The 21352-nt window shown below is 70.2% G+C and carries 19 protein-coding genes; 12 read left to right on the top strand and 7 right to left on the bottom strand.

Features of this window, described 5'->3' with window-relative positions; translation table 11 throughout:
* Nucleotides 1-1266 carry a M14 family metallopeptidase gene (locus tag CES90_RS23065; RefSeq protein WP_308437908.1) on the top strand — a complete coding sequence of 422 codons (1266 nt, stop codon included), beginning with the start codon at nt 1-3 and terminating at the stop codon, nt 1264-1266.
* A gap of 85 nt (nt 1267-1351) precedes the next feature.
* Complete coding sequence (locus CES90_RS23060; protein ID WP_189786451.1) at nt 1352-3070, top strand: BCCT family transporter; 1719 nt, start codon at nt 1352-1354, stop codon at nt 3068-3070.
* A 101-nt stretch (nt 3071-3171) separates the two neighbouring features.
* On the opposite strand, the gene CES90_RS23055 is transcribed toward CES90_RS23060, so the two are convergent.
* Entirely contained in the window at nt 3172-4122 is a 951-nt protein-coding gene (locus CES90_RS23055) for an FAD-dependent oxidoreductase (protein WP_229914232.1), read from the bottom strand.
* Between the two features lie 66 nt (nt 4123-4188).
* On the opposite strand from CES90_RS23055, the gene CES90_RS23050 reads away from it, so the two are divergent.
* Entirely contained in the window at nt 4189-5217 is a 1029-nt protein-coding gene (locus CES90_RS23050) for an oxidoreductase (RefSeq protein ID WP_189786450.1), read from the top strand.
* Nucleotides 5218-5263: 46 nt separating this feature from the next.
* Nucleotides 5264-6907, top strand: a complete 1644-nt coding sequence (locus CES90_RS23045; protein WP_189786449.1) for an ABC-F family ATP-binding cassette domain-containing protein — start codon at nt 5264-5266, stop codon at nt 6905-6907.
* 121 nt (nt 6908-7028) lie between these two features.
* Here the strand turns inward: CES90_RS23045 and CES90_RS23040 are convergent, their stop codons facing one another.
* The 3 genes from CES90_RS23040 to CES90_RS23030 all read right to left on the bottom strand — a co-directional run bounded on the left by CES90_RS23040 (nt 7029) and on the right by CES90_RS23030 (nt 10609).
* Nucleotides 7029-9413, bottom strand: a complete 2385-nt coding sequence (locus tag CES90_RS23040; RefSeq protein WP_189786448.1) for a Tex family protein — start codon at nt 9411-9413, stop codon at nt 7029-7031.
* A 106-nt stretch (nt 9414-9519) separates the two neighbouring features.
* Complete coding sequence (locus CES90_RS23035; RefSeq protein WP_189786447.1) at nt 9520-9663, bottom strand: LPFR motif small protein; 144 nt, start codon at nt 9661-9663, stop codon at nt 9520-9522.
* A gap of 79 nt (nt 9664-9742) precedes the next feature.
* Nucleotides 9743-10609 (bottom strand): SCO6745 family protein, encoded by an 867-nt coding sequence (locus tag CES90_RS23030; RefSeq protein WP_189786446.1) that lies wholly within the window; start codon nt 10607-10609, stop codon nt 9743-9745.
* Between the two features lie 125 nt (nt 10610-10734).
* On the opposite strand from CES90_RS23030, the gene CES90_RS23025 reads away from it, so the two are divergent.
* Both CES90_RS23025 and CES90_RS23020 read left to right on the top strand, forming a co-directional pair.
* Nucleotides 10735-11688 (top strand): GlxA family transcriptional regulator, encoded by a 954-nt coding sequence (locus CES90_RS23025; protein ID WP_189786445.1) that lies wholly within the window; start codon nt 10735-10737, stop codon nt 11686-11688.
* Nucleotides 11689-11713: 25 nt separating this feature from the next.
* Nucleotides 11714-12349 carry a DJ-1/PfpI family protein gene (locus CES90_RS23020; RefSeq protein ID WP_189786444.1) on the top strand — a complete coding sequence of 212 codons (636 nt, stop codon included), beginning with the start codon at nt 11714-11716 and terminating at the stop codon, nt 12347-12349.
* 23 nt (nt 12350-12372) lie between these two features.
* On the opposite strand, the gene CES90_RS23015 is transcribed toward CES90_RS23020, so the two are convergent.
* Complete coding sequence (locus tag CES90_RS23015; RefSeq protein WP_189786443.1) at nt 12373-13116, bottom strand: enoyl-CoA hydratase/isomerase family protein; 744 nt, start codon at nt 13114-13116, stop codon at nt 12373-12375.
* A gap of 289 nt (nt 13117-13405) precedes the next feature.
* Here CES90_RS23015 and CES90_RS23010 point away from each other — a divergent pair, with 289 nt between their 5' ends.
* Complete coding sequence (locus CES90_RS23010; protein WP_189786480.1) at nt 13406-13921, top strand: ATP-binding protein; 516 nt, start codon at nt 13406-13408, stop codon at nt 13919-13921.
* A gap of 3 nt (nt 13922-13924) precedes the next feature.
* On the opposite strand, the gene idi is transcribed toward CES90_RS23010, so the two are convergent.
* On the bottom strand, nt 13925-14518 hold the full coding sequence (idi, locus tag CES90_RS23005) for an isopentenyl-diphosphate Delta-isomerase (protein ID WP_189786442.1): 594 nt from the start codon (nt 14516-14518) through the stop codon (nt 13925-13927).
* A gap of 220 nt (nt 14519-14738) precedes the next feature.
* On the bottom strand, nt 14739-15677 hold the full coding sequence (locus CES90_RS23000; RefSeq protein ID WP_189786441.1) for a cation diffusion facilitator family transporter: 939 nt from the start codon (nt 15675-15677) through the stop codon (nt 14739-14741).
* A gap of 403 nt (nt 15678-16080) precedes the next feature.
* Between CES90_RS23000 and CES90_RS22995 the strand changes: the two genes are divergently transcribed.
* From CES90_RS22995 to CES90_RS22975, 5 genes are read left to right on the top strand one after another with little or no spacing between them, the layout of a single operon-like run.
* Nucleotides 16081-17886, top strand: coding sequence for a DUF5941 domain-containing protein (locus tag CES90_RS22995; RefSeq protein ID WP_189786479.1), 1806 nt, complete (start codon nt 16081-16083; stop codon nt 17884-17886).
* On the top strand, nt 17883-18644 hold the full coding sequence (locus tag CES90_RS22990) for a phosphocholine cytidylyltransferase family protein (protein ID WP_189786440.1): 762 nt from the start codon (nt 17883-17885) through the stop codon (nt 18642-18644). The genes CES90_RS22995 and CES90_RS22990 overlap by 4 nt, the downstream gene beginning before the upstream one ends.
* Nucleotides 18632-19696 carry an iron-containing alcohol dehydrogenase family protein gene (locus CES90_RS22985; RefSeq protein WP_189786439.1) on the top strand — a complete coding sequence of 355 codons (1065 nt, stop codon included), beginning with the start codon at nt 18632-18634 and terminating at the stop codon, nt 19694-19696. Before CES90_RS22990 ends, CES90_RS22985 begins: the two co-directional genes overlap by 13 nt.
* Nucleotides 19674-20453, top strand: a complete 780-nt coding sequence (locus CES90_RS22980; protein WP_189786438.1) for a CDP-alcohol phosphatidyltransferase family protein — start codon at nt 19674-19676, stop codon at nt 20451-20453. The genes CES90_RS22985 and CES90_RS22980 overlap by 23 nt, the downstream gene beginning before the upstream one ends.
* An 8-nt stretch (nt 20454-20461) precedes the next feature.
* Nucleotides 20462-21334 (top strand): glycosyltransferase family 2 protein, encoded by an 873-nt coding sequence (locus CES90_RS22975; protein WP_373313549.1) that lies wholly within the window; start codon nt 20462-20464, stop codon nt 21332-21334.
* The last annotated feature ends 18 nt before the right edge of the window (nt 21335-21352 follow it).

The following is a 21352-nucleotide window of genomic DNA, read 5'->3' as shown; positions in this document are numbered from 1 at the left end:
ATGCTGATCGCCGCTGCCGCCATCGCCGTACCCCTGCTCTCGGCACCCGCGTACGCCACGGACGACACCACTGCGCCCCTGCCGCGCACCGGATTCGAGCGTTCCGGCGGCGCCCGCTGGACCAGCCAGCCCGAGGAGCGGGAGTTCCTGGCCGCCGTGGACCGGGCGAGCGACCGTGTGTCGATCGCCCGCATCGGCACCACGAAACAGGACCGCCCGCTGCGACTCGTCCGCATCGGTACCCGCCCCACCTCCCGCACGATGCTCCTCATCTGCAGCCAGCACGGCGACGAGCCCTCCGGCCGTGAGGCCTGCCTCACCACGATCCGCGATCTCGCCCACGCCAAGGACAAGCGGACCGAGCGGCTGCTGAAGAGCACCACCGTGCTCGTCGTGCCCACCGCCAACCCCGACGGCCGGGCCGCCGACACCCGGGGCAACAGCGACGGCGTCGACATCAACCGTGACCATCTGGCGCTGAAGACGGCCGAGGCCCGGGTGCTCGCCGCCGTCGTCCGCGACCGCAAGCCCGATGTCGTCTACGACCTGCACGAATACACCGCCACACCCCGGTACTACGACAAGGACCTGTTCGACCTCTGGCCGCGCAACCTCAACACCGACGCGGCCGTGCACACCGAGGCGCGGAACCTGTCTCTGGACCACGTACGCCCGGTCGCGGGGTCGGCGGGCTACTCGACGGGCACGTACGGCATCTGGACCGACCCGGTGACCGGCGAACCGATCCGCCAGGTCGCGGGCGACGGCCAGGAACGCATCCTGCGGAACATGTCCGGAATCAAGCACGCCGTCGGACTGCTCATCGAAAGCCGAGTGGAACCGCTGACGGACGGCACCACGGAGCAGGCGAACAACCTGCGCCGGGTGAACTCCCAACTGGCGGCCCTCAAGGGCCTGTTCGGCTTCGTCGGTGAACGCGGCCGACAGGTCGACGCGGCGACCGGCGCGGCCCGTCTCGCCGGCCTGCGCGACACCGGGCCGGTCTACCTCGGCGGCGCCGACAACGACCCCGCCGAACCAGCCGAGGTGATCCAGGACCCGCCGTGCGGCTACCGGCTCACCGCGCAGCAGTACGAGGAGTTCGCGGACGAACTGGCCCTGCACGGAGTCCGCGCGCGGCCCGACCGTGACGGCGACGGCGTACTCGTCCCGCTGCGCCAGCAACTGCGCGCCCTCGTCCCGCTGCTGTTCGACGAGCGGGCACCGTACCGCCTGACGGTGGGGGAGCCCGACGCCACCTGCTGAAAAAAGGGGGGACCGGCGTCACATGCGGGAGGGCTCAGTGGGCAGGCGTAGCTCAGTTCCAGCCACTCGCGGAAAGGTTCCATCTGTGACGCACGATCACCAAACCACCCACCACGGGGGAGGCGCGCTTCCGGGCTCGGAGGCGGGTCTCCCCGGCGGCGGGCGGCCCCGGACGGACCGCGTCGTGTTCGGTGTGACGGCGGCGCTCACCCTGGCCTTCGTGCTGTGGGGCGCCCTCGCGACCGACTCGCTCGAAGACGTCTCCGGCAAGATGCTGAGCGGTCTGATCCACAACGGCGGCTGGGCCTTCATGCTCGCCGCCTCCTGCTTCGTGGTCTTCGCACTGTGGCTCGCCGTCAGCCGCTACGGCCGTATCCACCTCGGCGTCGAGGGCGAGAAGCCCGAGTTCCGCACGGTGTCCTGGGTCGCGATGATGTTCAGCGCCGGCATGGGCATCGGCTTGATGTTCTACGGCGTCAGCGAGCCCCTCGCGCACTACACCTCGCCCCCACCCGGCACGAACCCCGAGGGCTCCGGCGAGTACATGGAAACGGCCATGGCGACCACCCTCTTCCACTGGACGCTGCACCCTTGGGCGATCTACGCGGTCGTCGGCCTCGGTATCGCCTACAGCACCTTCCGCAAACGCCGCCGCCAGACCATCAGCGCCGTCTTCACCCCGCTGATCGGCGAGAAACACGCGAACGGCACCGGCGGCCGGATCATCGACATCCTCGCGATCGTCGCCACCATCTTCGGCTCGGCGGCGTCCCTCGGCCTCGGCGCGCTCCAAATCGGCTCGGGCGTCCAGGAGTTGGACTGGATGGACAAGGTGAGCACCGGGCTGCTCGTCGCCATCATCGCCGTACTGACCCTGGCGTTCGTGGCCTCCGCGGTGTCCGGTGTGGAGAAGGGCATCCAGTGGCTGTCCAACACCAACATGGTGCTGGCCCTGCTGCTCGTCGTCTTCGTGTTCGTCGCGGGCCCGACGATCCTCGTCCTCGACCTGCTCCCCACCTCGGTCTTCTCCTACCTCGGTGACCTGCCCCAACTCGCGGGCCGTACCGAGGCGTCCGGCGGCCAGGGCGTTGCCGACTGGCTCGGCAGCTGGACCGTCTTCTACTGGGCGTGGTGGATCTCCTGGACGCCGTTCGTCGGCATGTTCATCGCCCGCATCAGCCGTGGCCGCACCATCCGCCAGTTCGTCGGCGGCGTCATCCTCGTCCCCAGCTCGGTCAGTCTCGTCTGGTTCGCCGTCTTCGGCGGCACGGCGATGAAGCTCCAGGAACAGGGCCGACTCGGCGACGAATCGACCCCCGAGGGCCAACTCTTCGCCGTGCTCAACGAGTTCCCCATCGCCACGGTGACCAGCCTGCTCGTGATGATCCTGGTCGGTATCTTCTTCGTCTCCGGCGCCGACGCGGCCTCCATCGTCATGGGCACGCTCTCGCAACGCGGCGCCCTCGAACCCGGCCGTTTCGTCGTCGTCTTCTGGGGTGTGGTCACCGGGGCCGTCGCCGCGATCATGCTTTTGGTCGGCAGCGGTCAGGGAGACGCCCTCACCGGCCTGCAGAACCTCACGATCCTGGCCGCCGCGCCCTTCGTGCTCGTGATGATCGGCATGTGCGTGGCGCTGATGCGGGACCTGCGCCGCGACCCCATCATCGTCCGCGAGGAGATGGCCTCCGCGGCGGTCGAACTGGCCGTCGTCCAGGGACACACGCGGTACGACGGCGAGTTCGAGATCAGGGTGGGGCCGGGGCAGGGGACGGAGGTGGAGGGCGACCCGGTTGGGCACGAGTGAACTCCCTTGGGGCGCGGTGAGTTCGTCGGTGCGGGTTGGGGTGGGTTGCTCGCGCCCACGCGGCGGAGCCGCATATCGATGCAGCCCTGCCCCCCTGATGATTACCCGGCAGCGAGTTGTGCTGCCTGCTGAGCGCAACCCCACGCCACCGTGACCCCGGCCCCACCGTGCCCGTAGTTGTGCACCAGTGCCCGCCCGCCCTCCAGCGGTACCCGCTCCAGGCGGACCGCCGGGCGGGCGGGCCGCAACCCCACTCGGTGTTCCAGCACCCGCGCCCCCGCGATCTCGGGCCGCACCGCCACACACCGGGCAACGATCTCCTCGGCGACCACCGGATCCGGCGTGAGCGACCAGTCGTCCTCCTCCGCCGTACCACCGAGGATCAACCGATCCGGCTGCGGTATGAAGTACGTACTCTTCGCGTCGGCGCCGTTCACCAAGCCGAGCCACGTGGTGATCCCGGGGTTCTCCACGATGACCAACTGCCCCCGAATCGGCCGCACGGCCGGATCCGGCACCAACTCCCGCGCGCCGAGCCCCGTGCAGTTGACCACGACCGGCGCGTCGACCGCGGCGAGATCCGTGACCGTACGCTCCTCGACTGTCCCGCCCGCCGCGACGAACCGCTGGCGCAGCCACCCCAGATGGGCCGGCATGTCGATGACCGGCAACCGCGCCCACAGGCCCGTCCCGGCGTACTCCTCGGCGGTGGCCGCCCGCAGCCCCGGCACATGTGAGGCCCACGCACCGAGCCCGTCCAGTGTGGTCCCGCCATGTACGCCCTCGACCATGCGTACGCCCGTCTCGTCGGGCCGGGCCGCCAACTCCTCGTACATGGCCAGCGTCGCGAGCGCCCACTCACCGACGAGCGCCTCCGGCTCGATCCGGTACGGCCACCACAGTCCGCCCGCGACGGCGGACGTCGTCTGCTCCACGGGCTCACGTGTCCAGACCCGTACCCGTCGGCCGCTCTCCGCCAGAACGACGGCCGTCGCCAGCCCGACGACTCCGCCACCGACCACGATCACGTCACTGTTCGATTCCCTGGTCACGAGGGGACGTTAGCGGAATATGTCATGCCGTGCTCACAAGTCGGAATTTGTGGGGATACTCACAGCATGTCTGCCGAGTACGCGACCTTCGGCCTGGCACCGGCGATGCGAGCCGGTGGCGTCCTCGCCAACGGTGCCTACCAAGTGCACCGGGACTTCGTGGACTTCATCGTCGACGGACGCCCGCTGCTGTTCCAGCTCTCCGACCTCGACGCCGTCTCCCCTCTCGCCTCCGACGTCCCGCCCTCCATCTTCAGCGCCCAGGTACGCAGCCTGCTCCTGGAGGCCGAAGCTCCCCTGCCGGATGGCCGGTATGTCATCTACGGCTGTCCGGAATGCGCCGACCTCGCCTGTGGTGCCGTGACCGCGGTGATAGAGCGGGCCGGCGACGACTATGTGTGGCGCGACTTCGCGTGGCAGACGGAGGAGGAGGCCGACCTCAAACTGAACGGCTACACGGGCATCGGTCCCTTCCGGTTCCACGGCCCCGAGTACCGGAGCGCACTGCAGTCCCTGCTGCGCGAGACCGCCGACGAGACGGCGGCCCGCCGCCGGGTTCTCCTCATCGGTGCCCGCGTAGCCGTCCTCGCCAAACTCGCCGCCGCCCTGCGCGCCATCGGTATCGGCGCCGACATAGTGCAGGACGCCACCGGCGTGCCCCCCGAGGAACTGCGCACCTACGGTGCGGTGGCCTTCGGCCGGGCCGTCGGCGAGGCGGACCGCGCCGACGTACGGCGGACCTTCGAGCGCGCCGGGGTCCAGGTCGCGTACGTCGACGGGCTCGCCCCGATCATCCCGCTCCTCGTCGCCCAGATCGAACACGCCCTCGACCGCAGCCCGGCCCAGCAGCGCCGCCTCACCCGCCTCATCGCCGCCGACGGACAGGCCGGCATCGAGATCACCTCCACCTGCCGCGTCGAACTGACCGCCTACCGCCTCGACCGCCTGTACCGGACGCACACCTACCGCTTCTTCGACGGCATCCTCCCCGCAGGCCAACACCGCATCGGCCTGGATGCGAAGGCCGTGAAGGGAGAATCGTTCATCGTGGCCCGGACATCGGGGACGGTACTGGTGGAGCCGATGGCACGATGAGGCCGGCGCTGGGACGTTGGGCACGCTGTCGTTAGGATCGCCCCCTGTGACCGCCACCCTCGTCGTCAAGAACCTCGCCGCCGGCCACGGCGACCGCTCGCTCTTCTCCGGGCTCGACCTCGTCGTCGCCCCCGGTGATGTGATCGGGCTGGTCGGCGCCAACGGCGCGGGCAAGTCCACGCTGCTCCGGCTGCTCGCGGGGCTGCTCCCACCGGAACAGGGGGAGCTGCGCCTTTCCCCGCCCACGGCGACCGTCGGTCATCTGCCGCAGGAGCCGGAGCGCCGGGAGGGCGAGACAGTACGGGAGTTCCTCGCCCGGCGCACGGGGGTGGCCGAGGCCCAGCGTGCGATGGACGAGGCCACGCAGGCTCTCGTCGACGGCGCCCCGGGCGCGGACGACGCGTACTCGACCAGCCTGGAGCGCTGGCTCGGCCTGGGCGGCGCCGACCTCGACGAACGGGCGGAGGAGATCGCCGACTCCCTCGGCCTCGGCGTCGATCTGGACCAGCCCATGACCGGCCTCTCGGGCGGCCAGGCGGCCCGGGCCGGCCTCGCCTCCCTCCTCCTCTCCCGCTACGACGTCTTCCTCCTCGACGAGCCCACCAACGACCTCGACCTCGACGGCCTGGAACGACTCGAACGCTTCGTCGCCGGCCTTCGCGCGGGCACGGTGGTCGTCAGCCACGACCGCGAGTTCCTCACCCGCACCGTCACCAAGGTCCTCGAACTCGACCTCGCGCAGAACGAGATCAACCTCTACGGCGGCGGTTACGAGGCCTACCTGGAGGAACGCGAGACGGCCCGGCGGCACGCGCGCGAGGACTACGAGGAGTACGCCGACAAGAAGACCGCCCTCCAGGACCGCGCCCAGATGCAGCGCTCCTGGATGGACAAGGGCGTCAAGAACGCTCGGCGCAAGGCGGGCAACGACAACGACAAGATCGGCCGCAAGTTCCGCAGCGAGGCGAGCGAGAAGCAGGCCGCGAAGGCCCGGCAGACGCAGCGCATGATCGAACGGCTCGACGTCGTGGAGGAGCCGCGCAAGGAGTGGGAGCTGCGCATGGAGATCGCCGCGGCCCCGCGCTCCGGCGCGGTCGTCGCCACCCTCCGAGACGCGGAGGTACGGCGGGGCGATTTCTCCTTCGGCCCGGTGTCATTGCAGATCGACTGGGCGGACCGGATCGCCATCACCGGCGCGAACGGCGCGGGCAAGTCGACCCTGCTGGGCGCCCTGCTCGGCCGCATCCCCCTCGACGCGGGCCACGCAGCCCTCGGCTCCGGCGTCCTCGTCGGCGAGGTCGACCAGGCCCGCGGCCTCTTCCACGGCCCCGAGTCACTGCTGGACGCCTTCCGCGCGGCCGTCCCCGACACCGAACCGGTCGAAGTCCGCACTCTCCTCGCCAAGTTCGGCCTCAAATCCGACCACGTCCTACGCCCCGCGATCACCCTCTCCCCAGGCGAACGCACCCGCGCCGCCCTGGCCCTCCTCCAGGGCCGAGGCGTCAACCTCCTGATCCTCGACGAGCCCACGAACCACCTGGACCTCCCGGCGATCGAGCAACTGGAATCCGCCCTGGACTCCTACAAGGGGACACTGCTCCTGGTCACCCACGACCGCCGCATGCTGGACGCGGTAAGGGTGACAAGACGCCTGGAGGTAGCCGCGGGAAAGCTGACGGAAAGCCAGTGATCGGGGTTTTGCTGCGGTGAGTTCGTCTGTGCGGGTGGGTGGGGGCTGATCGCGCAGTTCCCCGCGCCCCTGGGTATGGGAACGGGTAGGGGCGGCGGGGGCGAGAACCCCCGCCGCGACCTCAACGCCGCTTGGGATCCACCAACCCCGCCCGCCGCAACGCATCCGCCATGGCACTGTTCGCCGGAGCCGGCACGCCGCCCCCCTGGCGGGAACCGCCACCACCCCCACGCCCCTGCTGCCGTGGCGGCTGAGACCCACGAGCGCCCCGCTGGGGCCGGGAACCCCCACCCGGCTGCCCCTGCCCCTTGGGCGCGGCCTCGTCATCCAACCGCAGCGTCAGCGAGATCCGCTTCCGCGGAATGTCGACGTCGAGGACCTTCACCTTGACGATGTCACCGGGCTTCACCACATCCCGCGGGTCCTTGACGAACGTCTTGGACAGCGCGGAGACATGTGCCAGCCCGTCCTGGTGGACACCGACGTCGATGAACGCCCCGAAGGCCGCCACATTCGTTACGACTCCCTCCAGGACCATCCCGGAGACGAGGTCGGAGATCTTCTCGACGCCCTCCTTGAAGGTCGCCGTCTTGAAGGCCGGCCGGGGGTCACGCCCCGGCTTCTCCAGCTCCTTCAAAATGTCCGTCACGGTCGGCAGACCGAACGTCTCGTCGACGAAGGCGTCCGCCCGCAGCGACCGCAGCACCGCCGTGTTGCCGATGAGCGCCGCCACCTCCTGACCGGAGGTCTGCACCATCCGCCGCACCACGGGGTACGCCTCGGGGTGCACGCTGGACGCGTCCAGCGGATCGTCCCCGCCCCGGATCCGCAGGAAGCCCGCGCACTGCTCGTACGCCTTCGGACCGAGCCGGGCGACGCCCTTCAGCTCGGCACGCGACTTGAACGGACCGTTGGCGTCGCGGTGCGCCACGATGTTCTCCGCGAGGCCGGAGGAGATGCCGGAGACCCGCGCCAGCAGCGGGGCGGACGCCGTGTTCACATCGACGCCGACGCCGTTCACACAGTCCTCGACCACCGCGTCCAGCGAACGCGAGAGCTTCACCTCGGACAGGTCGTGCTGGTACTGCCCGACACCGATCGACTTCGGGTCGATCTTCACCAGCTCGGCCAGCGGATCCTGAAGCCGGCGCGCGATCGAGACCGCACCCCGCAGCGACACATCCATGCCGGGCAGCTCCTGCGAGGCGAAGGCCGACGCCGAGTACACGGACGCGCCCGCCTCGGACACCATCACCTTGGTGAGCTTCAGCTCCGGATGCTTGGTGATCAGTTCACCGGCGAGCTTGTCGGTCTCCCGGGACGCCGTACCGTTGCCGATCGCGATCAGCTCGACCGCGTGCTCTTTGGCGAGCCGCGCCAGCTTGGCGATGGCCTCGTCCCACCTGTTGGCCGGGACGTGCGGGTAGATGACATCGGTGGCGACCACCTTGCCGGTCGCGTCGACCACGGCGACCTTCACACCCGTACGGAAACCGGGGTCGAGGCCAAGCGTCGCGCGCGTACCGGCGGGGGCGGCGAGCAGCAGGTCGCGCAGGTTCGCCGCGAACACGTTCACCGCCTCGTCCTCGGCGGCCGTACGCAGCCGCAGCCGCAGGTCGATGCCGAGGTGGACGAGAATGCGGGTCCGCCAGGCCCAACGGACCGTGTCCGTCAGCCACTTGTCGGCCGGGCGCCCGCGCTCGGCGATCCCGAACTTGTGGGCGACGATCCCCTCGTACGACGAAGGACCGTCCGTCGGCTCCTCCGGCTCCAGGACGAGGTCGAGGACCTCCTCCTTCTCGCCGCGCAGCATCGCCAGGATCCGGTGCGAGGGCAGCTCGGTGAACGGCTCGGCGAAGTCGAAGTAGTCGGCGAACTTGGCGCCGGCCTCCTCCTTGCCGTCCTTGACCTTCGCGGCCAGCCGGCCTCGTACCCACATGCGCTCGCGCAGCTCGCCGATCAGGTCGGCGTCCTCCGAGAACCGCTCGGTGAGGATGGCCCGCGCGCCGTCCAGGGCAGCCTGTGGATCGGCGACCCCCTTGTCGGCGTCGACGAAGGCCGCGGCAGCCGCGAGGGGCTCCACGGTCGGGTCGCCCAGCAGCCCCTCGGCCAGTGGTTCGAGCCCGGCCTCACGGGCGATCTGCGCCTTCGTGCGCCGCTTCGGCTTGAAGGGGAGGTAGATGTCCTCCAGCCGTGCCTTGGTCTCGGCGCCGCGGATCTGCGCCTCCAGCTCGGGCGTCAGCTTGCCCTGCTCGCGCACTGATTCGAGGATCGCCGTCCGCCGCTCCTCCAGCTCGCGCAGATACCGCAACCGCTCCTCGATCGTGCGCAGCTGCGCGTCGTCGAGCATCTCGGTCGCTTCCTTGCGGTAGCGGGCGATGAAGGGCACGGTCGAACCGCCGTCGAGCAGCTCGACCGCGGCCTTCACCTGCCGCTCCCGTACGCCGAGTTCCTCGGCGATCCTGCCTTCGATGGACCCTACTTCGATGGATCCGGGTGTCGTCACGATCCCGTACCGCCTTCTCCACTGAGGTTGCGCGGCAATTGTGGCAGGTGGCGCCGACAACGGGGGATCAGGGCGGCACGAGCCGCTCGTCGGTTCGCGGCCGGGGTCAGGCCCGGCGGGTCCGTCCGGTGCGGTGGGTGGAGCTCGACGCACCGCCGAAGAGCCGGGCCAGGGCCCGGAACGGCAGTGTCACGACCGTCGCGATGGCTCCTCCGATCTGCCGCAGCACGTCTGCGATCGCACGGAACACGAACTTCCCCTTTCCTCTCCCGACCGGCAGGGCCAGGAAGGAACCGGGTACCGCGCCCCTCGCTCTTCATGCGCGTTGCTCAGCCCTTGCCGACCATCCCCGCGGGGAACGCCCCGGCGGTGAGCATCGTTGTCACGAGCCCCGTCGTCAGTTCGGTGAGCCGTTCGACCGCGGTCGCGCCCAGGTGCTCGTACGGTGCCAGATCAAGACGGTCCGTCGCGGCCTCGACCTCCTTGCGCAGCGAGACACCCGCCTCCGTCAGCTCGCCCGCGCCGTCGAGCAGCCCCCGCTCCCGGAGCCGTTCGCTCGCCGCGTCCCACTCGTCCCGGGTCCAGCCGCGTGTGGCGAGGACCCACTTCGGGGACATGCCCTTGCCGGTCGCGGTATGGCTGACCAGGGCCTCGACCGGATCGAGGTCGGCGTCGAGAAGCACGGCGAGATGCCCGTCGCCCCGGTGCTCCCGCAGCAGGGTCGCCGCGTGCCACAGCGCGAGGTGCGGTGGTGCGGGAACGGGCAGATCGGCGTGCGCCGCGTACAGGGGGCGGGCGGTCCGTACACACGCCTCGGTGGCGCGCAGCGCGAGCTCCGCCGCCTCGGCGACCTCCTTGGCGCCGATCAGCTCCTCGCCGAGCAGCCGCCGCAGCGAGGCGTCGACGGCCCGTTCACGCGCCGCCAGCACCACCGCGGGAGCGGCCGTCTCCCACACTGCCGGGACATGCTCCGCCACCCGCTCGTACCGGAAGTTGAAGAACGTCGCTGTGACCACGCCGGCCCCGACCTCGCCCATCGCCGCGGCCCGCACCGCGAAGTACGCCGCGCTCGGGTCTTCGATCCCCACGGTGGCCAGTTCCCGCCCGAGGTCCGGCGCGAAGTAGTGCGCGGAGTGAAGCGGATTGAGGAGGTTGTGGCAGCGCCGACCGGCGCGCTCCGGCAGAGAAGAGGTCATGTCCGGCAGGTTACCGACTGGTTGGTTCGCGAGGCAGGGGGTGCCTGCCCCTCGACACTGCCGTGGCAGAAAAGGTGGGCTACTCGTCATTGCGGCCATCCGTCACCCGCCCAAGAATCGAGGACATGCGAACCGTCCTGGCCGTCCTCTTCGACGGTGTGCAGAGCCTCGACGTCACGGGCCCGTTGGAGGTCTTCGCCGGCGCGGAACTCCACGCCCCGGGGACGTACCGCATCCGCACGGCCTCCCTCGACGGCGCCCCCGTACGCACCTCCAGCGGCCTCACCCTCGTCCCGGACCACTCCCTCACCGCCGCGCCCGCCTCGCACACGCTGCTCGTCCCGGGAGGCCACGGCACCCGGAACCCGGCCCCGGAGGTCGTCGCCTGGCTGCGTGAACACGGCCCGCGCGCGGAGCGCCTGGTCTCGGTCTGCACCGGCGCGATCCTGCTCGCCGAGGCGGGCCTCCTGAACGGCCGCCGGGCGACCACCCACTGGGCGTACTGCCCCAAGCTGGCCCGCGACCACCCGGCGGTCGAGGTCGACCCGGACCCCATCTACATCCGCGACGGCCACATCGCCACCTCGGCCGGCGTCACCTCCGGAATCGACCTCGCCCTGGCGCTCGTGGAAGAGGACCTGGGCCGCGAGGTCGCCCTCTCCATCGCCCGCCACCTGGTCGTCTTCCTGCGCCGACCGGGCAACCAGGCCCAGTTCAGCGCCCAACTCGCTGCCCAGACCGCCCGGCGCGAACCGCTCCGCGAGGTCCAGCAGTGGATCACCGAGCACCCCGGCGACGACCTGAGCGTCGAGAGGCTGGCCGCCCGTGCCAGCCTCTCGCCCCGCCACTTCGCCCGCGCCTTCCAGGCCGAGACGGGCATGACCCCGGGCCGCTACGTCGACCGCGTCCGTCTCGAACACGCCCGCCGCCTCCTCGAAGACACCTCCGACGGCGTCGAGGAGATCTCCCGAACCTGCGGCTACGGCACCTCCGAGGCCATGCGCCGCGCCTTCGTGAAAGCCCTCGGCACGGCCCCGGCGGAGTACCGCCGCCGCTTCCGCCCGGCTCTGGCCGACTGAGCCGACCTCACCGAAAGGAATCCCGATGCAGATCGCCATCGTCCTGTTCGACCGCTTCACCGCCCTCGACGCGGTGGGTCCGTACGAGACTCTGGGCCGACTCCCGGACGCGGAGCTCGTCTTCGTCGCCGAGGAGACCGGGCCCGTCCGCAGCGACACCGGGGCCCTCGCGATCACCGCCGACAAGACGCTCGCCGAGGTCCCGAGCCCCGACCTCGTCGTCGTCCCGGGCGGCCCCGGCCAATTCGCGCAGATGGAGAACGAGCGCCTCTTCGACTGGCTGCGCACCGCCGACCGCACGAGCACCTGGACGACCTCTGTGTGCACCGGTTCCCTGCTGCTCGCCGCCGCCGGGCTGCTCGAAGGCCGCCGCGCCACCTCCCACTGGCTGGCCCTGGACTTCCTGAAGCAGTACGGCGCCGAACCCACCGGGGAGCGGGTCGTGATCGACGGCAAGTACGTCACGGCGGCCGGGGTGTCCTCCGGTATCGACATGGGCCTGACACTCGTGGGCCGGATCGCGGGCGACGAACACGCCCAGGCCGTACAGCTGATGACGGAGTACGACCCGCAGCCGCCCTACGACGCGGGCGCCCCGCACAAGGCCCCCGCCCACCTCGTGGAGGAGTTCCGCACCAACAGCCGCTTCGCCTTGACGTGAACCCGTGAACCACCGGGCGGGTCTCACACCGTCCAGGTGAACCGCGGCTCCCTGCGCTCCAGGAACGCGGCGACCCCCTCCGCCGTGTCGCCGCTGCCGCGCGCCTGCTCGGCCCAGTAGGCGTCCCGGTCGGTACGGCCGTTCGCGAACTCCTTGGCCGCCGCCTGCGTCAACCGCGAGCGCGAGACCAGCACCCGCGTGAACTCCACGACTCGCTTGCCCAGTTCGCCCTCGGGCAGTACCTCGTCCACCAGCCCCGTACGCAGCGCCCGCTCCGCGTCGATCAACTCACCGGAGAACAACAGGAACTTGGCCGTACCAGGCCCGACCAGCGCCACCAACCGCCGTGTCGAGGAAGCCGGATAGACGATGCCCAGCTTGGCGGGGGTGATCCCGAACAGGGCCCCCTCCTCCGCGAAGCGGAGATCACAGGCCGCCGCCAGCTGCGCGCCACCGCCCACGCAGTGCCCGCGGATCGCCGCGAGCGTCGGCTTCGGGAAGGCCGCGAGCGCCTCCTCGGCGAGCACGGCCAGCCCCTGGGCCTCACCCGGTGACTCCCGCAGCGTGGAGATGTCGGCCCCCGCGCAGAACGTCCCGCCCTCCCCGATGAGCACCAGCGCCCGTACGGCGGTGTCGGCGGCCAGTTGGTCGAGCAGTGGCGGCAGGGCCCGCCACATGCCGGCCGTCATGGCGTTGCGCTTGGCCGGGTGGTGAACGACGACGGTCGCGATGCCGTCGGCGACGGTGTGCAGCAGCTGAGGCTCCATGCACCGGATGCTAGTCACTCTCGCGCTCGCAACGATCAAGCCGGGATCCTGATCACGGAGAGTGATCGACCGGGTGCGGGGTGCGGGTCGGGCATCGAACCCGTACAACCCGAATAGTTCCGAAACCGGCGAACCTCGCACTGGAGCGATCGTTCGGCCGCCCAAACCGAGCGCGGACGGTCGAATATCACCGATTCATGCTGTCTTGTGTTCAGTCACCCGCTAAACGCGCTGAGTAACCAACACTTGACATGTGGTGACAATCGAGCGCAAGGGTGGCGACCGGACCATGGACGACCAAGGGCGCGCGGGCGACCCACGCCCTGGAGGCGGCGGGCACGTCCCCGACGACCCGAGGTCGCCGGGAACGCTGCCGTACGAAGGGGTCTGGCGGTTCACCGCTGCCGCCGTCGACGCCTCGGTGCCGCACGCGCGGCGCGCCGTCCGGGAACTGCTTGTCCGACAGGGCGTGCCGATCTCGGACGACCTTCTCCAAGGGCTTCTGCTGATCGTCTCCGAGTTGGTGACGAACGCCGTCAAACACGCGGCGCTCCTGTCACCGACGCTCGCCGTCGAGGTCGCTGTCGGGGCCGAGTGGGTGCGGTTGTCGGTGGAGGACAACCACCCCTACCGCCCGACCGCCCTGGAGACCGACCACGGTCGGCTCGGCGGCCGGGGGCTGTTGCTGGTGCGCGAGATCACCCGGGAAGCGGGCGGGGTGTGCGACGTGGAGCACACCACGACCGGCGGCAAGGTGATCTGGGCCGCACTGCCCCTCAAGCCCGCGAACCCGTTCCAGAGGTGACGGTCACCAGCCCGCGGACGGGCCCGTCAGCTCTCTGACCGCCGGGCGGGCCGCGTCCAGGACCGTCATGAACCAGGACGAGAAGGTGTCCTTGGCGTGGCGCTCCGCCAGCTCGGCCGGGGTCACGAACGCCGTGGCCGCGACCTCGGCGGGGTCCAGCCGCAGCGGGGCCTGCACCAGGCCGACGAACAGATGGTTGAACTCCTGCTCCACCAGGCCCGAGGCCGGGTCCGGGTGGTTGTAGCGGACCGTGCCCGCCTCGCCGAGCAGCGCCGGGGATACCCCCAGCTCCTCGTACGTCCGCCGCGCGGCCGCCGCGAACGGGGACTCGCTCGGGTAGGGGTGACCGCAGCAGGTGTTCGACCAGACGCCGGGGGAGTGGTACTTCCCGAGCGCGCGCTGCTGGAGCAGCAGCCGGCCGCGCTCGTCGAAGAGGAAGACGGAGAACGCCCGGTGCAGTTGCCCGGGCGGCTGATGCGCGGAGAGCTTCTCCGCCGTGCCGATCGTCGTGCCGTCCTCGTCGACCAGTTCCAGCAGGATCGCTTCCGTGGTGCCGTTCAATGAACCGTGCATCGCGGTGGCAGGTGTGATCGGCATGCCCATCCTTCGCTTCGTCCTTCGAGTCCCAAGTCTGCCGCACGAATCCGGCACTCCCGGCACTTCACTCCAACCCGCATGTCCTACCCCCGCACCCCGCGCGGGGACACGTCGAAACCCGGCCGGATGGCATACCCGGATGCATGTGCGAAACCGAGGCGTGAGGACTATTCCGGATGGCTCAGGACGAGGACCGTCGACTCCCCGCCGCTGCGTGGGCTCAGTGGCACAGCTTCGCCTCGTGCGCCGCGTGACCGCCGGGCTCGAGCTGGAAGGTGCAGTGCTCCACGTCGAAGTGGTCGCCGATGCAGCCCTGGAGCTCGTGGAGCATCTTCTCGTTGCCGATGGAGTCCAGGGTGTCCGAACCGACCACGACATGGGCGGAGAGGACCGGCATGCCGGAGGTGATGGTCCAGGCGTGCAGGTCGTGGACGTCCTCGACCCCCGGCAGCGCGAGGATGTGGGCGCGCACCTCGGCCATGTCGACGTTCTTGGGGGCCGACTCCAGGAGCACGTCGAGGGTCTCACGCAGCAGCTTCACCGTCCGCGGCACGATCATCAGGCCGATGACCAGCGAGGCGATCGGGTCGGCGGCCTGCCAGCCGGTGAGCAGGATGACCGCGGCGGACAGGATCACGGCCACCGAGCCGAGCGCGTCCGCGGCCACCTCCAGGAAGGCACCCCGTACGTTCAGGCTCTCCTTCTGGCCCCGCATCAGCAGGGTCAGCGAGATCATGTTGGCGACCAGGCCGATCCCACCGAACACGAGGGAGAGCCCGCCCTCGGTCCCCGCGGGCGTGACGAAACGCTGGACCGCCTCGATCACCACATAGCCGCCGACACCGAGCAGCAGCAGACAGTTGGCGAGCGCCGCGAGTATCTCGGCGCGTGCATAACCGAACGTACGGTTACCGCTCGCCGGGCGGTTCGCGAAGTGGATCGCGAGGAGTGCCATGCCGAGGCCGACCGCGTCCGTCGCCATGTGCGCGGCGTCCGCGATGAGCGCGAGCGAATCGGCGAGAACACCGCCGACGATCTCGACCACCATGACGGCGAGCGTGATCGACAGTGCGACCCGCAGCCGCCCCCGGTACGCGGCTGCCGCGGTACCCGTGGTCGGCGCGTGATGCGCGTGCCCGTGATCGTGCCCAGCCCCCATGGAATCCGTCCTTCCCGATCCTGTTGTGCTGCCCACTGCGTTCGGCTCGCGATCACAGTCAACTACGGGTGGGGGGTATGGAGCAACGCGGCACTGAACACCGTTGTCATGTGCTCTGACCTGCGGAAACGATGCGCAGGTCAGAGGGTTGTGTCCATTCGTCGGGGGAGGTGTGTACTGCCCGTGAGGGGTGTCGTCCATAAGGTGATATGTCAACGGGAGTTTGTGGGCCGCCCCTCCGATCCCTGATGATGATCGTGGCGGAGGGCCCAGCAGGCCAGGTTGATCGGGCCGTTAACGGGTGGTGAACGGATGCTTCTCTTCATCCGATAACCTCTGCCGACACGCCGCCCTGCCGATGCGGGCCGGGCTGCCTCAAAAACCACCCAGGGAGTGAGTTCGTCTGTCGACCGCCATCCTCACCGGTCAGCCGGTCCCCGGATCGTCGCTGGAGAGCGATCTGCGGTCGCTCGGCTTCGACGTGCGGGTCGCCTCCGACGCCGGTGACGCCGAGACGCTCCTCGCGACGGTTCCCGCTGGTCAGCGCGTCGCCGTCGTCGACTCCCGATTCGTGGGGCATGTGCACGCGCTGCGCCTGGGCCTCACCGATCCCCGCTTCGACGCGGCCGCGCTGCCGGGTGCGGTGACCGTACAGGCCGCCGCCCGCCAGGCCCTGACCCGCGCGCTGGCCCGGGAGGGTTCCGCCCCGGCAGGCGGTTCCGCGGTCGCCGTCGACAACCTTGCCGACCGTGTCACCGCCGCCCTCGACGCGGACGGGGTCACCCCGCACCGGCCCGAACTCGGCACCCTGGTCGCCGTTGTCCCCGCCGACCCGCAGGCCCGCAACCAGGCCCGCCAGGCGGTCGCCGCCGTCGACGACGAGGCCGTACGGCTGCGTACGGCGGTGAAGTCCCGCGACGGCTTCTTCACCACGCACTTCATCAGCCCGTACTCCCGCTACCTCGCCCGCTGGTGCGCCCGCCGGGGCCTGACGCCGAACCAGGTCACCACGGCCTCCCTCATCACCGCCCTGATCGCGGCGGGTTGTGCGGCCACCGGCACCCGGGGCGGCTTCGTCGCGGCCGGAGCGCTGCTCATCCTCTCCTTCGTCCTCGACTGCACCGACGGCCAGTTGGCCCGCTACTCGCTGCAGTACTCGACGCTCGGCGCCTGGCTCGACGCCACCTTCGACCGCGCCAAGGAGTACGCCTACTACGCGGGTCTCGCCCTCGGCGCGGCACGCGGCGGCGACGACGTATGGGCGCTCGCCCTCGGCGCGATGGTCCTGCAAACCTGCCGCCACGTCGTCGACTTCTCCTTCAACGAGGCGAACCACGACGCCACCGCCAACACCAGCCCCACCGCCGCCCTCTCCGACAAGCTCGACAGCGTGGGCTGGACGGTCTGGATCCGTCGGATGATCGTGCTGCCGATCGGTGAGCGCTGGGCGATGATCGCGGTCCTCACGGCGGCCACCACTCCCCGTATCACCTTCTACGCGCTGCTCATCGGGTGCGCGTTCGCTGCGACTTACACCACAGCGGGTCGTGTGCTGCGGTCGTTGACGCGCAAGGCACAGCGGACCGACCGGGCGGCACGTGCGTTGACGGACCTGTCCGACTCGGGCCCGCTCGCCCATCTCCTGCGCCGCCTCGCCCGTGGCAAGGGCTTCGCCCCGGCCTACCTCGCCTTCGTCGGCGCGGCCATCGTCCTTCTCGGTACCGCGGCCGCCCCTTACGGCAGTTGGTGGCCGGTCCTGGGCGCCGTCTTCTACGCGTGGATGTCGGTCGCGGCCCTGATCCGCCCCCTCAAGGGCGCCCTCGACTGGCTGATTCCCCCGCTGTTCCGCGCCGCCGAATACGGCACCGTTCTGGTACTGGCGGCCAAAGCCGATGTGAACGGAGCCCTGCCGGCGGCTTTCGGGCTGGTGGCCGCGGTCGCCTACCATCACTACGACACGGTGTATCGCATCCGCGGCGACGCGGGCGCGCCGCCGCACTGGCTGGTGCGGGCGATCGGCGGGCACGAAGGCAGGACGCTGCTGGTCACCGTCCTGGCCGCGCTGCTCGCGCCCACTGAGTTCAAGGTCGCGCTCACGGCTCTCGCTGTGGCCGTGGCAGTGCTGGTGCTCTTCGAGAGCATCCGCTTCTGGGTGACCGCCCATAAAACCGGCGCACCCGCCGTACACGATGAAGGAGAACCCGCATGATCGGCCTCGTGCTGGCGGCCGGCGCCGGACGGCGTCTGCGCCCCTACACCGACACCCTGCCCAAGGCTCTGGTGCCGGTAGGGCCCGAGGATACTTCGGGTAACGCCGACAGCCTCACCGTTCTCGACCTCACCCTCGGCAACTTCGCCGAGATCGGCCTGACCGAGGTCGCGATCATCGTCGGGTACCGCAAGGAGGCCGTCTACGAGCGCCGCGAGGCGCTGGAGCAGAAGTACGGCCTGAAGATCACCCTCATTGACAACGACAAGGCCGAGGAGTGGAACAACGCCTACTCCCTGTGGTGCGGCCGTGACGCCATCAAGCACTCGGTGATCCTCGCCAACGGCGACACCGTGCACCCGGTCTCCGTCGAGAAGACCCTGCTCGCCGCGCGCGGCGGCGACAAGAAGATCATCCTCGCCATCGACACCGTGAAGTCGCTGGCCGACGAGGAGATGAAGGTCGTCGTCGACCCTGAGAAGGGCATGACGAAGATCACCAAGCTGATGGACCCGGCGGAGGCCTCCGGCGAGTACATCGGCGTCACCCTCATCGAGGGCGAGGCCGCCGACGAACTGGCCGACGCGCTGAAGACGGTCTTCGAGACCGACCCGCAGCAGTTCTACGAGCACGGCTACCAGGAACTCGTGAACCGAGGCTTCCAGATCGACGTGGCGCCCATCGGTGACGTCAAGTGGGTTGAGATCGACAACCACGACGACCTCGCCAAGGGACGTGAGATCGCGTGCCAGTACTGACGAGGCTCATCCCCTCGCCGGTCGTCGTGGACATCCGTCCCGGCGCGCTCGATGACCTGGCGACGATCCTGTCGGACCAGCGCATCGCGCCGTCGGGCCGGATGGCCTTCGCGATCAGCCCCGGCTCCGGCGCCGCACTGCGCGACCGGTTCGCCCCGGCGCTGCCGGAGGCGGACTGGTTCTGCGACGCCGACGGCACCATCGACGGCGCGGTACGGCTCGCCGACTCGATCAAGAAGGGCGGTCACTACGACGCCGTGATCGGGCTCGGCGGCGGCAAGGTCATCGACTGCGCCAAGTACGCTGCCGCGCGCGTCGGCCTGCCGCTGGTCGCCGTGGCCACCAACCTCGCCAACGACGGCCTGTGCTCCCCGGTAGCCACCCTCGATAACGACGCGGGCCGCGGCTCGTACGGTGTGCCGAACCCGATCGGCATCGTCATCGACCTCGATGTCATCCGTGAGGCCCCGGTGCGCTTCGTGCGGGCCGGTATCGGCGATGTGATCTGCAAGATCTCCGCCGTGGCCGACTGGGAGCTGTCCAGCCGCGAGACCGGCGAGAAGGTCGACGGACTGGCCGCCGCCATGGCCCGCCAGGCCGCCGAGGCCGTGCTGCGCCACCCCGGTGGCATCGGTGACGACGACTTCCTGACGACACTGTCCGAGTCCCTCGTGCTGTGCGGGATCTCCATGTCCGTGGCCGGTGACAGCCGTCCCGCCTCGGGCGCCTGCCACGAGATCAGCCACGCGTTCGACCTGAGGTTCCCCCGGCGCAACGCCCTGCACGGCGAGCAGTGCGGTCTCGGCGGCGCGTTCGCCACGTTCCTGCGCGGCCACCACGAGATCGCGGGGCAGATGGCCGAGGTCCTCCGCCACCACGGGCTGCCCGTCCTCCCGGACGAGATCGGCTTCACGATGGACGAGTTCGTCCAGGTCGTGGAGTTCGCCCCGCAGACCCGGCCGGGCCGCTACACCATCCTCGAGCACCTCGAACTGAGCACCGAACAGATCAAGGACGCATACGCCGACTATGCCAAAGCCATCGGTAGCTGAACTCCGCCCGGTCGTTCACCCCCCGGGTGTAAAGGACCGGCGGAGCGGCGAGCACTGGGCCGGCCGGCTCTACATGCGCGAAATCTCCCTGCGCATGGACCGGCACCTGGTGAACACCCGGGTCACGCCCAACCAGCTGACCTACCTGATGACCGTCTTCGGCGTCCTCGCCGCCCCGGCCCTGCTGATACCGGGCATCCCGGGCGCCGTCCTCGGCGTGCTGATGGTCCAGCTCTACCTGCTGTTCGACTGCGTCGACGGCGAGATCGCCCGTTGGCGCAAGCAGTACTCGATGGCCGGGGTCTACGTGGACCGCGTCGGCGCCTACCTCTGCGACGCGGCCGTGCTCGTCGGCTTCGGGCTGCGCGCCGCCGACCTGTGGGGCACCGGACGGATCGACTGGCTGTGGGCCTTCCTCGGCACGCTCGCCGCCCTCGGCGCCATCCTGATCAAGGCGGAGACCGACCTCGTCGGCGTCGCCCGGCACCAGACCGGCAAGCCGCCGGTCCAGGAGTCGGCGTCCGAGCCGCGCTCGTCCGGCATGGCGCTGGCCCGTAAGGCCGCCGCCGCGCTGAAGTTCCACCGGCTCATCCTCGGCGTCGAGGCCTCCCTGCTGATCCTGGTCCTCGCCTTCCTCGACCAGGCCCGGGGCGACCTGTTCTTCTCCCGGCTCGGCGTCGCCGTACTGGCCGGAATCGCCCTGCTTCAGACGCTGCTGCACCTGGTGTCCATCCTCGCCTCCAGCAGGCTGAAGTGAACAGCGGCATGAAGGTCGGCGCGGTCATCATCACCATGGGCAACCGCCCCGACGAGCTCCGCGCCCTTCTCGACTCGGTCGCCAAGCAGGACGGCGACCGGGTCGAGGTGGTCGTCGTCGGCAATGGCTCGCCGGTACCGGACGTCCCCGAGGGCGTCCGCACGATCGAGCTGCCCGAGAACCTGGGCATCCCCGGCGGCCGCAACGTAGGCATCGAGGCATTCGGCCCGAGCGGCCGGGACGTCGACGTCCTCCTCTTCCTCGACGACGACGGCCTCCTCGCCCACCACGACACCGCCGAGCTGTGCCGCCAGGCCTTCGAGGCCGACCCCGAGCTCGGCATCATCAGCTTCCGCATCGCCGACCCCGAGACCGGCGAGACCCAGCGGCGCCACGTGCCCCGGCTGCGCGCCGCCGACCCGATGCGCTCCTCCCGGGTGACGACCTTCCTCGGCGGCGCCAACGCGGTCCGTACGCAGGTCCTCGCCGAAGTGGGCGGACTTCCGGACGAGTTCTTCTACGCGCACGAGGAAACCGACCTGGCGTGGCGGGCCCTCGACGCGGGCTGGATGATCGACTACCGGTCCGACATGGTGCTGTTCCATCCCACCACCGCGCCCTCCCGGCACGCGGTCTACCACCGCATGGTCGCGCGTAACCGCGTCTGGCTCGCGCGCCGCAACCTCCCGGCCCTCCTCGTGCCGGTCTACCTGGGCGTCTGGCTGCTGCTCACCCTGCTCCGCAAGCCCTCGCGTCCCGCCCTGCGGGCCTGGTTCGGCGGCTTCAAGGAAGGCTGGACGAGCCCGTGCGGCCCGCGTCGCTCCATGAAGTGGCGTACGGTGTGGCGCCTGACCAGACTGGGCCGACCTCCCGTCATCTGACAAGCTCGGTATCTGAGA

It is taken from the genome of Streptomyces capitiformicae (genome assembly GCF_002214185.1).
GTDB lineage: Bacteria > Actinomycetota > Actinomycetes > Streptomycetales > Streptomycetaceae > Streptomyces > Streptomyces capitiformicae.
Note: the sequence above shows the minus strand (reverse complement) of the source record. Positions and strands in the feature narration are given on the sequence as shown.

What these genes read in the sequence shown, in the direction of transcription:
- CES90_RS23065 (WP_308437908.1), top strand. Translation starts at nt 1, where the DNA reads ATGCTGATCGCCGCTGCCGCCATCGCCGTACCCCTGCTCTCGGCACCC.
- CES90_RS23050 (WP_189786450.1), top strand. Translation starts at nt 4,189, where the DNA reads ATGTCTGCCGAGTACGCGACCTTCGGCCTGGCACCGGCGATGCGAGCC.
- CES90_RS23030 (WP_189786446.1), bottom strand. Translation starts at nt 10,609, where the DNA reads ATGACCTCTTCTCTGCCGGAGCGCGCCGGTCGGCGCTGCCACAACCTC.
- CES90_RS23025 (WP_189786445.1), top strand. Translation starts at nt 10,735, where the DNA reads ATGCGAACCGTCCTGGCCGTCCTCTTCGACGGTGTGCAGAGCCTCGAC.
- CES90_RS23020 (WP_189786444.1), top strand. Translation starts at nt 11,714, where the DNA reads ATGCAGATCGCCATCGTCCTGTTCGACCGCTTCACCGCCCTCGACGCG.
- CES90_RS23015 (WP_189786443.1), bottom strand. Translation starts at nt 13,116, where the DNA reads ATGGAGCCTCAGCTGCTGCACACCGTCGCCGACGGCATCGCGACCGTC.
- CES90_RS23010 (WP_189786480.1), top strand. Translation starts at nt 13,406, where the DNA reads ATGGACGACCAAGGGCGCGCGGGCGACCCACGCCCTGGAGGCGGCGGG.
- idi (WP_189786442.1), bottom strand. Translation starts at nt 14,518, where the DNA reads ATGCCGATCACACCTGCCACCGCGATGCACGGTTCATTGAACGGCACC.
- CES90_RS23000 (WP_189786441.1), bottom strand. Translation starts at nt 15,677, where the DNA reads ATGGGGGCTGGGCACGATCACGGGCACGCGCATCACGCGCCGACCACG.
- CES90_RS22990 (WP_189786440.1), top strand. Translation starts at nt 17,883, where the DNA reads ATGATCGGCCTCGTGCTGGCGGCCGGCGCCGGACGGCGTCTGCGCCCC.
- CES90_RS22980 (WP_189786438.1), top strand. Translation starts at nt 19,674, where the DNA reads ATGCCAAAGCCATCGGTAGCTGAACTCCGCCCGGTCGTTCACCCCCCG.
- CES90_RS22975 (WP_373313549.1), top strand. Translation starts at nt 20,462, where the DNA reads ATGAAGGTCGGCGCGGTCATCATCACCATGGGCAACCGCCCCGACGAG.